At 41.3% G+C, this 13,446-nt stretch carries 14 protein-coding genes and 1 other annotated feature (1 of these 15 cut by a window edge); of the genes, 12 read left to right on the top strand and 2 right to left on the bottom strand.

All coding sequences use genetic code 11. From position 1 onward, the window contains the following. Positions 1-91 (top strand) — a binding site (T-box leader) (it extends 156 nt beyond the left edge of the window). Positions 92-140: 49 nt separating this feature from the next. From thrS to SLU01_RS02770, 5 genes are all read left to right on the top strand, one after another. Further along, complete coding sequence (gene thrS, locus SLU01_RS02750) at positions 141-2,078, top strand: threonine--tRNA ligase (protein ID WP_147055098.1); 1,938 nt, start codon at positions 141-143, stop codon at positions 2,076-2,078. Positions 2,079-2,448: 370 nt separating this feature from the next. After that, positions 2,449-2,955: a translation initiation factor IF-3 gene (gene infC / locus SLU01_RS02755; RefSeq protein ID WP_147055100.1), complete on the top strand. Its 507-nt coding sequence runs from the start codon at positions 2,449-2,451 to the stop codon at positions 2,953-2,955. Positions 2,956-2,981: 26 nt separating this feature from the next. Next, complete coding sequence (gene rpmI, locus SLU01_RS02760; RefSeq protein WP_147055102.1) at positions 2,982-3,182, top strand: 50S ribosomal protein L35; 201 nt, start codon at positions 2,982-2,984, stop codon at positions 3,180-3,182. Between the two features lie 53 nt (positions 3,183-3,235). Next, a complete protein-coding gene (gene rplT / locus SLU01_RS02765; protein WP_147055104.1) occupies positions 3,236-3,595 on the top strand; it encodes a 50S ribosomal protein L20 in 360 nt (119 codons plus the stop codon). A 401-nt stretch (positions 3,596-3,996) separates the two neighbouring features. Continuing rightward, positions 3,997-4,287 (top strand): DUF1294 domain-containing protein, encoded by a 291-nt coding sequence (locus tag SLU01_RS02770; RefSeq protein WP_147055106.1) that lies wholly within the window; start codon positions 3,997-3,999, stop codon positions 4,285-4,287. An 18-nt stretch (positions 4,288-4,305) separates the two neighbouring features. On the opposite strand, the gene SLU01_RS02775 is transcribed toward SLU01_RS02770, so the two are convergent. Then, on the bottom strand, positions 4,306-4,689 hold the full coding sequence (locus SLU01_RS02775) for a sigma-w pathway protein ysdB (RefSeq protein WP_147055108.1): 384 nt from the start codon (positions 4,687-4,689) through the stop codon (positions 4,306-4,308). Positions 4,690-4,893: 204 nt separating this feature from the next. On the opposite strand from SLU01_RS02775, the gene dut reads away from it, so the two are divergent. The 7 genes from dut (at position 4,894) to SLU01_RS02810 (ending at position 11,869) form a co-directional block, all read left to right on the top strand. Next, the gene (gene dut / locus SLU01_RS02780) at positions 4,894-5,331 is read left to right on the top strand and encodes a dUTP diphosphatase (protein ID WP_147055111.1); all 438 of its coding nucleotides are present in this window, start codon (positions 4,894-4,896) and stop codon (positions 5,329-5,331) included. A gap of 53 nt (positions 5,332-5,384) precedes the next feature. Then, entirely contained in the window at positions 5,385-6,095 is a 711-nt protein-coding gene (locus tag SLU01_RS02785; protein ID WP_147055112.1) for a DUF4062 domain-containing protein, read from the top strand. Next, entirely contained in the window at positions 6,095-6,739 is a 645-nt protein-coding gene (locus SLU01_RS02790) for a uracil phosphoribosyltransferase (RefSeq protein ID WP_147055115.1), read from the top strand. The genes SLU01_RS02785 and SLU01_RS02790 overlap by 1 nt, the downstream gene beginning before the upstream one ends. 183 nt (positions 6,740-6,922) lie before the next feature. Then, entirely contained in the window at positions 6,923-7,417 is a 495-nt protein-coding gene (locus tag SLU01_RS02795; protein WP_147055117.1) for a helix-turn-helix domain-containing protein, read from the top strand. Between the two features lie 26 nt (positions 7,418-7,443). Beyond that, complete coding sequence (locus SLU01_RS02800; protein ID WP_246110847.1) at positions 7,444-8,277, top strand: metallophosphoesterase; 834 nt, start codon at positions 7,444-7,446, stop codon at positions 8,275-8,277. 261 nt (positions 8,278-8,538) lie between these two features. Next, positions 8,539-10,218 carry a formate--tetrahydrofolate ligase gene (locus SLU01_RS02805; protein ID WP_147055121.1) on the top strand — a complete coding sequence of 560 codons (1,680 nt, stop codon included), beginning with the start codon at positions 8,539-8,541 and terminating at the stop codon, positions 10,216-10,218. 163 nt (positions 10,219-10,381) lie between these two features. Next, a complete protein-coding gene (locus tag SLU01_RS02810) occupies positions 10,382-11,869 on the top strand; it encodes a GGDEF domain-containing protein (protein ID WP_147055123.1) in 1,488 nt (495 codons plus the stop codon). 77 nt (positions 11,870-11,946) lie between these two features. Here SLU01_RS02810 and SLU01_RS02815 read toward each other — a convergent pair whose 3' ends face one another. Beyond that, a complete protein-coding gene (locus SLU01_RS02815; RefSeq protein ID WP_147055221.1) occupies positions 11,947-12,963 on the bottom strand; it encodes an aminoglycoside phosphotransferase family protein in 1,017 nt (338 codons plus the stop codon). Positions 12,964-13,446 lie beyond the last annotated feature (483 nt).

Below are 13,446 nucleotides of genomic sequence, written 5' to 3' on the forward strand. Positions count from 1 at the left end.
TAGCCGTTTCAAAGCTTCATCTTTCCGGTTCCTAGTATGACCGGATGGAAGGAAGAAGGGTGGAACCACGAGCAACAGCCTCGTCCCTTTACTGGGATGGGGCTTTTTTGTGTCAAAAAATAAATTGAGGAGTGGTTGTAATGACTGAAAATATTCAATTAAAATTTCCAGATGGTGCGATAAAGGAATTTCCGAAAGGCACAACAACTGAAGAAGTGGCAGGATCAATTAGTCCGGGGCTTCGTAAAAGTGCTTTGGCTGGTAAAGTCGGCGATAAGCTTGTCGACTTGAAATCACCGATTAATGAGGACGGGGATATTGCAATCATCACACCGCAATCACCAGAAGCACTCGAAATCCTTCGTCACAGTACAGCGCATTTACTTGCGCAAGCGGTCAAACGGAAATTCCCTGATGCAAAATTAGGAATCGGTCCAGTCATCGATAACGGATTCTACTATGATATCGACTCTCCGACTCCGATTACAGCGGAAGACTTGCCTGAACTTGAAAAAGAAATGAAACGGATCATCGGCGAAAACTTGCCGGTCGTTCGTCATGATGTGTCCCGTGAAGAGGCGGAAAGCCGATTCAAAGAAATTGAAGATCCATACAAAATCGAGCTTCTTGAAGCAATCCCTGAAGGCGAGCAAGTGTCTATCTATGAGCAAGGTGAATTCTTCGACCTTTGCCGTGGTGTCCATGTCCCATCAACTGGAAAACTGAAGGAATTCAAATTACTAAGCATCGCGGGTGCCTATTGGCGCGGCGATTCCAAAAATAAAATGCTTCAACGGATTTACGGAACAGCATTCTTCAAAAAGGAAGAGCTACAAGAACATCTTCGCATGTTGGAAGAAGCGAAGGAACGTGATCACCGTAAAATCGGGAAAGAGTTGAATTTATTCACAAACTCCCAAAAGGTCGGTCAAGGTCTTCCGTTATGGTTGCCAAAAGGCGCGACAATTCGTCGCATCATTGAACGGTATATTGTCGATAAAGAAGAGAAACTTGGTTATGACCATGTTTACACACCGGTTTTAGGAAGTGTGGAACTTTATAAAACATCAGGACACTGGGGTCACTACCAAGATGGCATGTTCCCGGTAATGAGCATGGACAATGAAGACCTCGTACTTCGTCCGATGAACTGTCCACACCATATGATGATTTACAAAAACGGCATTCATTCATATCGTAACTTGCCGCTGCGAATTGCAGAACTTGGTACAATGCACCGCTACGAAATGTCAGGCGCATTATCCGGTCTGCAACGGGTACGCGGTATGACATTGAATGACGCACATATCTTCGTTCGTCCTGATCAGATCAAGGAAGAGTTTAAACGAGTCGTCCAACTAGTGATCGATGTGTATAAGGACTTTGATATCGAGAACTATTCTTTCCGTCTTTCATATCGGGATCCGGAAGATACAGAAAAATATTTCGATGACGATGAAATGTGGGAACGCGCACAAAGCATGTTGAAAGAGACGATGGACGAAATGGACTTGCCATACGTTGAGGCGGATGGGGAAGCTGCATTCTACGGTCCGAAACTTGATGTCCAAGTGAAAACTGCAATCGGCATGGAAGAGACATTGTCGACAGTCCAACTCGACTTCCTTCTACCAGAACGATTCGACCTCACATACATCGGAGAAGACGGAAAGCAGCATCGTCCAGTCGTCATTCACCGTGGTGTTGTATCGACAATGGAGCGATTTGTCGCATTCCTAATCGAAGAATACAAAGGTGCATTCCCGACATGGCTCGCTCCTGTCCAAGTTGAAGCCATTCCGGTTTCTCCGGATGCCCATTTCGACTATGCAAATGAAGTACGCGAGAAACTCGTTGCATCTGGCTTCCGTGTTGAACTCGACAGCCGCGATGAAAAAATCGGCTATAAAATCCGGGAAGCACAAGTGCAAAAAATCCCTTACATGCTCGTTCTAGGAGACAAAGAAGTCGAATCCGGCGAAGTGAACGTAAGAAAATACGGCGAACAAAAATCCGAAAGCATGCCGTTTGATGATTTCTTAAAGCTAATAAAAGCTGACGTATCACACGAAAACTAATCGACAAACTAACAGGCATTCCACTAGGTGGGGTGCTTGTTTTTCAGTTGAAAAGTTTTATGTTGACAATATGCATCCAAGATGATAGACTAATTAAGGTTAATGAATACAGTTTGTGGTATAAGAAGGAGCTGCCCGCTTCTCACCTGATCGACGCACACAGTTGTTGACAGGTTAGCACAGTAAACGTGCCGTGCATTAATTTGCACGTACACATAAGCGGGTAGACAAATGCTTCATTTGTCTACTTTTTTTATTGTCCGGCTCTTACTAAACGAATGAACTATGGGACCGTCGGAATAGTGGGCGGTGTACCCAAACCGTGTATTCGCGAGACAACATTCGGAGGTGGATTACTATTAGCAAAGACATGTACGTAAATGAGGGCATCCGTGCCCGCGAGCTTCGCCTGATTGACCATAACGGCGACCAGCTTGGAATCAAATCCCGCAACGAGGCACTTGAAATTGCAGCTCGCGCGAATTTGGATCTTGTCCTAGTCGCTCCAACAGCAAAGCCGCCGGTAGCCCGTGTTATGGACTACGGAAAATTCAAGTTTGAGCAACAGAAGAAAGAACGCGAAGTAAGAAAGAACCAGAAAATCATTAACCTCAAAGAAGTCCGCTTAAGCCCGACGATCGATGAGCACGATTTTCAAACAAAGCTTCGCAACGGTATCAAATTTTTGCAAGCAGGAGACAAAGTAAAAGCGTCCATCCGTTTCCGTGGTCGTGCGATTACGCACAAGGAAATCGGCCAACGCGTTTTGGACCGCTTTGCAGAACAATGCAAGGAATTCTCAACGGTTGAAGTAAAACCGAAAATGGAAGGCCGGAGCATGTTCCTAATACTTGCCCCGACTGCCGAAAAAAAGTAACACGAACGATTTAGGAGGAACAGATCATGCCAAAAATGAAAACTCACCGCGGATCCGCAAAACGTTTCAAAAAAACTGCATCTGGTAAAGTGAAACGCGGCCGTGCTTATACAAGTCACCTTTTTGCCAACAAGTCTACAAAAGCGAAACGCCACTTGCGTAAAGCTTCACTTGTTTCTTCTGGCGACTACAAACGTATCCGTGAAATGATCACATACATGAAATAAGTTTTTGTACCATTATTACAACATTCTTTAGGAATAGCAGGAGGTAATGAACTATGCCACGCGTAAAAGGTGGAACAGTGACGCGCAAGCGCCGTAATCGAGTATTGAAATTAGCCAAAGGTTACTTTGGTTCAAAACATAGACTTTACAAAGTAGCAAACCAACAGGTCATGAAATCATTTAACTATGCATACCGTGACCGCCGTCAGAAAAAACGTGATTTCCGTAAACTATGGATCACACGTATTAACGCGGCTGCACGTATGAATGGTCTTTCATACAGCACAATGATGCACGGTCTTAAATTGGCTGGCATCGAAGTGAACCGTAAAATGCTTGCTGATCTTGCTGTAACAGATGCACAAGCATTTGCACAACTTGCTGAAACAGCAAAAAAATCAGTCGCGAAATAAGCGATTGTAAGATAGAAGCCCCGCGCCGATAGTCGGCAGCGGGGTTTTTGTATATCCGCCGCTCTACAACAGGTTAAATAGCCTTACCGCGCTCAAGGAACCTGCTTTCGCGCTCAAGGAAGTTGCTTCCGCGCTCAAGGAACCTGCTTCCGCGCTCAAGCCCTTCGTCCCCGCGCTCAAGAATCCCGCCCCCGCGCTCAAGCCACAAGCTCCCGCGCTCAAGAATCCCGCCCCCGCGCTCAAGCCACAAACTACCGCGCTCAAGAATACCACGCCGACACCGCCAGTCCCCGACTCGAAAATCAGCATAGCATAATAATAAAAGAAAACTATCAAACTATATAGTTCTTCTTTCTTTGTCAGTTCAATAAAGTGTAGAATAGGGGTAGGGAGTTGAATTTATGAAAGTAATGATCATCAGTTGGATTGCATTCATATCAATTTGGTCATTCGCATCTATGGGATATGATAAGGCGCAAGCAAAGCGTAAGGGGCGAAGGGTGCCTGAAAAAAATTTATGGTTGTTGGCAATTGTCGGTGGAGGAATCGGAGCGTATTTAGGCATGATGACGTTTAATCATAAAACTAGGCATACCGCGTTTCGTATCGGTTTCCTACTGCTTGCCGCAATCTATATTGGACTTATTATTTATTTATTAGGATTCGACCTTTTGGGAACAGAAAAAGCATAAGAAAAACCCGTCAAGTTTTTAACGGGTTTTCATCAGTTTTTCAATTGGATTTTTCCAGCTGATTTCAGCTTTTGGATAGTTTGAACTGATTTCAGAAGATAAAAAATGAAAATCATCTTTAGTAAAGCCTTGAAGTTTCGTTTCATCCTTCACCCAGACAAAAATAGAAACAACATCAAAGGAATCTTCAGTTGTGCCTAAATACTTTTCACCTTCAAATAGGGCACCTTTATAAGTAATAAAGAAATTCTTTCTAACATTTTTCACATCATCATAAAAGTAATATTGTTCTTGTTCATATGCCTCGTCCAACTTTCGTTTAGGATCAACCAAATAACGGATGCCCCGATAGAATAAATAGACGACGAATGCAATGATGACAAAACGGATCAACAATCCCATAACAGCATCCCCTCACAAAATTAGATATAGTCTTCTACCTATACGGATGAGATGCAGTTTGGTTTCAAGATATTTTTTTTGGAGGTTTTTTTAGTGGAAACTACAACATTATTCACTAAATGCAATGACGATATTATTATATGACCTATAATTCTACTTAAGTTGAATGACCATTTCAACGGATATAACTAGGAGGATTCTGCCATGTGTTTTAATTTAAAGGTTAAACTAATAAATGAGGATGCTCTTTTACCATTCCAAGCTAACCCAGGTGATGCAGGATTTGATTTATTTGCAATAGAAGAAAAGCTAATTAGACCTGGAGAGGCTGAACTGATCAGTACAGGAATTAAATTAGAATTACCTCAAGGAACTGAAGCTCAGGTAAGACCGAGAAGTGGCTTAGCTTTAAAACACTCTGTAACTATATTAAATAGTCCCGGCACTATAGACGAGGGTTATCGGGGTGAAATAAAAGTTATACTGATCAATCATGGAAAAGAAGACTTTAAGATAGAAAAGCAAATGAGAATCGCGCAAATGGTAATTGCCCCAATTGCAAAAGTTAATATTACCCAAGTAGAAGAGCTGTCAAATTCTGAAAGGGGTTTTGGTGGGTTTGGTTCTTCGGGTGTAAAATGATAAGATCGGATTTTGTTTTAGAAAACTAATTTAAAAATGGGGGTATCTATTTTATGGGGAAAATCAAAGTAATGATTAGCTCGACTGTTAGTGATTTGGAGGCTGAACGGGATGCTGTAAAAAAGGCCTTTGAAGAAATTTCTCTAGTTGAACTTTTGGGGGCCGATCCTTTAAATGAAACAGCTTTTGCGGGGAATTCTAGGTTTGTTACGGTTGATATGGCTAAGGATTGTGATCTATATATATTAATTCTTGGAAATAGATTTGGTTATGATGTTGGAAATGGAAGATCGGCTACAGAAATAGAATTTGATGCAGCGATAAGAGATGATCCAACAAAGATACTAGTTTTTAAAAAGGACAGTTCAGAAGAAATGGATGAAAAACAAAAGGCATTTATTAATAAAGTGAGTAGCTATTACAACGGTTATTGGCGTACTTCATTTAAGCATACTCATGATCTTCAAACCTACATAAAAAATACTTTTGGTAGATGGATAAAAGAAAGGGCATCTATTGGTACCGACCTAACTTACTTAGATCACTTTGTTAGACTAGCCAGACAAATAAAACCAGAACCTAATGCAGAGGTTTATTATAAAGTGACCAAAAATGATGTTGAACTAGAATATGTCTTTTTCAGAAAAAGCCATGAAATACATTTTTCCCGTAAGGAAATATACAAGAACTTTTGGGGTTGCTTTAATGAGCTTTATAATCAATTTGAATGGTGGCTAGAGAATGAAGAAGGAGGTAAGTATTAATGAACTTGAAAATTCTTGAAGATAAATACACACTTGCTTTGCAAACAAAAATTAGATCTGTGAATACTGATACGGAAAATTTAAGGGGAGCTCTTGTTAAACTTGGTCAAAAAATTGGAATGCATATTGTATCAGATAATATGTTAGAGGAAACGGAAGTCTCGACACCAATGGATCAGATATTTAAGGGTTATTCATTTTGCAATTCAGTAAACCTGATATACAGTACAAAAGATGACTACGAATTCTTTGCTAAGGGACTTTCATTGGTAATTCCAAATTCAAAGCAAGGCTATTTTGATTTTCAAGGAGTAAGGGGCCCTGATGCTTTAACTCAGCCAGTTAGAGCATCATCCCACCCTACTATCAAGCCTGGCACGATTATTGATACTGTTGTAATTGCTAAAGCAGTTCTAGCAACCGGATGTACAGCAATTTCTCTTACGAAAAATATTATGAGTAAATTTCAACCTAAAAACATAATAATTGCTTCGTCTTTTTATAGTCAAACGGGTATTAGTGAACTATTTGCTGAAATTCCAAACGTAAAGTTCATTTATACTGTTGGGAAAGCAGATACACTTAATGAGGATGGAATGCTCATTCCGGGGGTAGGAGACTTGGATACAAGATTATTGGGCTAAATTGTATTAAAGTTACAAAGTAGCATAGGTATATGTAAACTTATAAAGAAGGTGCAATTCATTATTGTTCCATCTCTTCGAAAAACCGGCTATTAATATATTTGATAGAAAAATAATTAAGATTGACATTAGTACCCAAAGGAAAATAATATAGAGATAAGTAAATAGGAGGAGGCATTAACCGTGAATGATTGGAGTAAAGAAGACTTTGGCATAAGGCTAAAGGCCTTAAGAGAACAAAGAGGGTTATCAATGATGGCCTTTGGAGCAGCCATCGGCACATCAGCGAGTAGAATTAAAGATTGGGAGAAAGGAAAAAATGCCCCCTCTGCAGCTTGGATCGCAAAAATATCCGATAGATTCAATGTTTCTACAGATGAACTGATTTTAGGGGATCCTAAAACCTCCCGCGCATTTACAGCTAGCAGCTCCTCGAATGTGGATATGCTGTATGAACGACTGCGAGAAAATTTGATGATTGGTAAAGAAACGGATGAGCAGGACGAAAAATTAAATGAGTTATATATCTCTCTCGATGCGGAGAACAAAGAGCGGTATCGAAGTGGGAAAGGAAGACGGCTTGCTGAGCGTGAACTACTTTCCATTTTAACGGAATTGCCGAAAAAAGATGTATTAGAATTATTGGAGCTCGCAAAAATTAAGAAACGTTGGCTATAAGTTAAATGATTGCAAGCAGACGTCGAGTGTTGCTAGTAGTTGCCGTACTCGTATTGCTATTTGGCTTATATCTCTACAAAGAAAACACATCAATCGGAATTACTTTCGTCGATATAAAGTCTGCCGGAATTCCGGAAGGCTTTAATAATTATAGAATTGTTCAGTTGTCCGATATTCATGATTCAGAGTTTGGTGAAAATAACTTGGATTTAGTGAATAAAGTGAAGGACTTATCCCCTGATGCCATCTTTATAACCGGTGATTTAATCGACCGAAATCGTTATAATCTGAAACAGAGTTTGGAAATCGTCCGACAGTTGCAGTTTGTGGCACCCTTTTATTATGTTACTGGCAATCATGAAATTTCCACAAATGACGTGGAGAATATAAAAACTGAACTTATCAATTTGGGTGTTAACGTCCTGTCGGATGAATCTTTAATAATTGAAAGTCTGACTGGTGACAAGATGGCTATCGGGGGAATTGAAGATCCGTTATCAAGTAATTTGAATGAACATGAATATGTTGAATTGACCGTGGACAAAGCATTCGAGGAAGTGCCGGAAGACATGTTCAAAATACTGTTATCTCATCGTCCTGAACAATTTGATGTTTACGTTGATCGAGGAATCGATCTCATTCTCAGCGGTCATGCCCATGGCGGCCAGATTAGAATACCTGGGATAGGCGGTGTCATTGCTCCCGGACAAGGATGGTTTCCAAAATATACTTCCGGAGTGCATGAAGAAAATGAAAGCAGAATGATTGTAAGTCGGGGTCTCGGTAACAGTTTAGTGCCAATCCGTGTATTTAACCAACCTGAAATAATAGCCGTCACACTGAAATCTGATTCCCAATAGTAATTCATCAACGCAAAGAATAGTAAATTCTTCTTTGCGTTTTTTGTAATCCAGCTCCATGCGCCAGAGTCTTGCGCTTTTTTTATTGATTATTATTAATATGAAAATATTCGGGAAATGTTGTATGATAGGGGAGTATATAACTCATAGAATAGAAGATAGGGGGCAGCTATTCTATTTGTCATCATAAAGTCGTTTTTTAGAAGATTCATAGTTCTGAGTTTGTTCTATACTAAAGGTAAAAGAAAGGTGGGGGCCATTTTGACGGAGAAAGCAAAACCATTGTCAGATTTAGCGATCGCAACATCAGCAATCATGCAACCCATATTCGACATCGCAAAGAATGCAGGAATTCCGGAAGAAGCTGTTGAGCCGTATGGCAAATACAAAGCGAAGATTGACGTATCAAAGTTACCGGTCACTCAATCATTCGGGAAAGTCGTACTCGTCACTGCTACTAGTCCTACGCCGGCAGGGGAAGGAAAGTCCACTGTAACAGTCGGGCTTGCCGATGCCTTGGCTAGATTGGGAGAGAAATCGATGATCGCCTTACGTGAGCCATCCCTCGGACCGGTAATGGGAGTAAAGGGCGGGGCGGCTGGAGGCGGATATGCGCAAGTGTTGCCGATGGAAGAAATTAATCTTCACTTCAATGGCGATATCCATGCGATCACGACGGCAAATAATGCCCTAAGTGCAATGATTGATAATCACTTACACCAAGGGAATGCATTGCAAATCGATCCTAGAAGAATTACTTGGAAGCGTGCGCTTGATATGAATGATCGTGCTCTGCGCCATATTACGATAGGTCTTGGCGGTCCAGGGCAAGGAATTCCTCGTGAGGACGGCTTCGACATTACCGTTGCATCTGAAATTATGGCTGTCTTCTGCTTAGCGACAAGTTTAACAGACTTAAAAGAACGGTTATCACAAATGGTGATCGGCTACACATACGATAAAGAAGCTGTCACAGTAAGGGATCTTGGTGTTGAGGGAGCTCTTACGTTATTGTTGAAGGAAGCTTTCAAGCCGAATCTTGTCCAGACAATTGAAGGGACGCCGGCTTTGATTCACGGTGGACCGTTTGCGAATATCGCGCACGGTTGCAACTCGCTAATGGCAACAAACACAGCCAGAAAGCTAGCTGATATTGTTGTCACTGAAGCAGGTTTCGGCTCCGACCTGGGAGCAGAGAAGTTCATGGATATTAAAGCAAGAAAAGGTGGATTTGCGCCTGATGCTGTTGTCCTTGTAACGACAATCCGGGCATTGAAAATGCATGGCGGGGTGCTCAAGTCGAATCTTGGAAGCGAGAATGTCCAAGCTGTCAAAGATGGAATCGTCAACCTTGAAAAGCATGTGGAAACGGTTCGAACATTTGGTGTCCAACCGGTTGTCGCATTGAATCGATTCATAACAGATTCTAGTGATGAACTTGATTTCGTACTGGAATGGTGCGCTGAAAAAGGGGTTCGCGTAGCTTTAACGGATGTTTGGGGTCTTGGTGGCGAAGGCGGACTTGACTTGGCGAAGCAAGTACTTGAACTATTAGATGAAAATAATGACTTTGCACCGCTCTATGATGTAGAACAGCCCGTTATTGAAAAGATCAATACAATCGTTCAAAAAGTGTACGGCGGAAAAGGCGTAGTCCTTACAGATAAAGCAAAAAAAGATCTTTTGCAAATCGAACAAAACGGATGGGATATCCTTCCTGTATGTATGGCGAAGACGCAATATTCATTTTCGGACGATCCTAAAAAACTTGGAAGACCGGAAGACTTCACAATTACAATCCGGGAAATTATTCCGAAACTCGGTGCTGGGTTCCTCGTTTGTCTAACAGGTGATATTATGACAATGCCAGGATTGCCGAAAAAACCTGCTGCACTCCAAATGGGGATAGACGAACAAGGGAATGCATTTGGATTGATGTAAGAACGATTTCTATGCACAAATAAAACGAGAGAACTGCCACTAATAAAATATGGCGGTTCTTTTCTTGTATTGTGTAATCGGAAATACATAGCAATTTGGTATAGTATGGGATATAATGAGTCAAAAGAATTATAACCATTATGCAAAAAAGGGGAACGGTTAGGTGTTGAAAAATTTCAGATTTAAATTAACGATTATCCTGATCGTTTTTTCGCTTATATTATCCTTAATGATTGCAGTATTTGATTATGCAAAGCTAAAGAAAACTGTACTGCATGCGCAAGAAACCCAAATTTCCATGGCAGAGGATAAAATCATCAATAATTTATCTACAATTGACAAAGTCTACGATCTATTTGATGTGCAAACTTCTGAAACGATGAAAGCCCACACTATGGAAATGCTTAAAATGTACGATGAAGATCCTGACTTCAAGAAATGGGATTTCGAAGCATTAAAGGATAAATATAATATGGATATATTCATCCTCGATCATACAAATACGATTATACATAGCAGTTTTATAGAAGACTTAGGTATGAGCTTTAAAGAATGTTGCCCTAAGTTTTCAGGGTTATTGGATGAGAGGCGGCTAGGTGGAACGTTTACTACAGATGGCATGGACATACAGTCAAGAACTGGAGAGGTTAAAAAGTTCAGTTATATGCCAACGCCAGACCATAAATACTTAATTGAATTAGGCTTTTTGCTGGAGGACCAAGATCTTTTCAAGCAGTTCAATTTTCTAGAAACGATCGATGATCTTGTAAAAGAATATGACATCATCAACTCCATTAAAGTATATAACTCGGGTGGAAATCCATTAGGTGTGAAAACTGAAAACTATGAACAGAAGTCAATTCAACCGCCTTACCGGGAAGTGTTTGAAAAAGTACGAGGGAGTTCAAAGCCTGATGAGCTTGTTATATCAGAAGGTGGAGAACGGGTGACATATAGATACATCCCTTACTCTGCTGATGAGAAAAAGGGCTATTCGACAGAACGGGTTGTCGAAATCGCATATAACAATCAAGAGATGGCAGGATTGCTTGCAGAATATAAGAATCAATTCCTAGTGCAATTGCTCGTTATCCTATTCGGCTCGGTTGCTTTGTCATTCCTGATTGCCCGACTTGTTTCTAAACCGATTCATATGGCCTTACATGATAGCTTGACAGGCTTGAAAAATCGTCTCGCTTTCGAAGATGAAATTTCTAAAAGACTCGAACAAAAGAATAGAAATTTCGGTTTAATGATGATAGACTTGGATAATTTCAAAGGTGTAAATGATCATTTGGGACATGGGGAAGGCGATCGTATATTGAAAATCGCAGCCGCCACGATAGAGGAAGTGACAGGCCCCGATCATTTTGCTGCGAGAGTTGGTGGCGATGAGTTTGTAGTTTTGATAGATTTAGGACATAGCCCTAACGTAGAATCACTTGCGGCTGATTTGCTGCAAAGCATGAATGAGCGTATGGATATTCAATTGGCCGCTGAAAATGTTCAAACTTCTATTAGTATCGGTGTAGTAGTTGCATCAGAGACTGATACTTTCGAATCCTTGTACGAAAAAGCGGACAAGGCACTCTACAAGTCAAAACAAAAAGGGAAAAACCAGTTTAATATTTATAAAACCGTGTTTTATTAAAAACAAAAACGACGAGCGAAGAATAATGAAAGAAACTCCAAGAACCCACTATGCGGTTTTTGGAGTTTTTTTAGAAGTCAACCTTGCACAGGGATGGCCTTCATTTCAAAGATTTTTTGGAGCGTAAGGGCATGACTTGCCTTCTCGTCATCATCCTCTGTGTGGAGGTACGACTCCACAAGCCTGTATCCGAATACGAGAAGGATCATCTCATAAACGCAATGATCAGCGATGTTGGATACATCCACATACTCCGAAAATCCTTTATAATACGCAGGGACGCAGCGTTGATAGTATTCAAGCATGTGATTAATATCCGATTCATCCGCAATCAGACTTGCAAGATCCTCTCCCAGGTAGCCCCACCCGGATGTGTCCCAATCAATGAGCGCAATTTTCCCATCGGCATAGATCAGGTTGGTTATCCAAAAGTCCCGATGGCATAGCACGAGGGGGAGTCTTTCAACGCGGGTGAGTATCTCGTCTGCGTGCATATCGATGTCAATGAGCATTTGTTGCAAGTGTTGGGGTAATTCACAATCCTCCGAGCGTATATAATTGTAAACAATCGGCCAAGACCGGTAATGCAGATACGTATTCTTCATGAAATCTGCACGACTCAGGTTGTTCAGGCTCTGCAATACAGCAGGTTGCTCCGCATACAGTTTGCCTTGATAGCGTCCTAACTCCAACGCAGCCTGTTCATACATGTCACAGGTCAAGTCTAAACCGGTTACGCCATCGATATATTCCAGCCATAGCTGGAATTCATTTTCTTCAGCATTGATCTCGGCGTGATAACAAGCCGGCCAGCGGAAGGCATCCGAGAACGTCGCTCCCAAGTCGGACGTATATAGATCATATTCCCGGCGCCATGAATCTGGATCTCCGTAACGCTCCCATTTCTTTTGGATTTTCAGTACAATACGGTATGGCAATTTTTCACCATCTGCGGTTTCGGCTATTCCCGTTACTAGGTACACATTTCCTACAGTTCCGCCCTGTAAAGGCATGGTTTGACAGTCGGCGATGGTGATATTCATCTTGAACCGTCGGCTTAAGGCATAGATTAGCGTTTCTAATTTAATAATCATTTTTTCCATCCTCCCCATTCCCCTCGTTTGCTTGCTCTGCATGGCGATCGTTTTGGTTTGAGCCCTATTGTCGATGCGGTAGCCCATTTAATGTTGTTTTTTTGGACGCAAAAATGCCACGGACAAGCAGCCTCCAAAGAAGCTGCTGTCACGCGGCATCGGACGAAATAAGATACGATTTTCACCGTATCTCGCAAACAGCAATATTCACGAAAGGTTACTTTGATTGGCATAGCAAATAAAACGGGCGTTTTCCCGCTCTTTTCACGTATGCCTACTATTCAGTTTTAAATCCAAACCACCATATAAGTAGTTGCCATTTAAACACATCTCCCTTCGTGTAAGAAACTTGCTTATCGCTAAGCTGACTATAGTATAAAATGTTTTGAAAAAATAATCAACTATGCATTAAATCTTCGATGAACATGGAGCAGAGGTAATTCTACAATGGGGCGTATCTCCGTATAGAGCCAGACGCTTAGT

This window comes from Sporosarcina luteola (genome assembly GCF_007991495.1).
In the GTDB taxonomy this organism is placed as follows: Bacteria; Bacillota; Bacilli; order Bacillales_A; family Planococcaceae; genus Sporosarcina; species Sporosarcina luteola.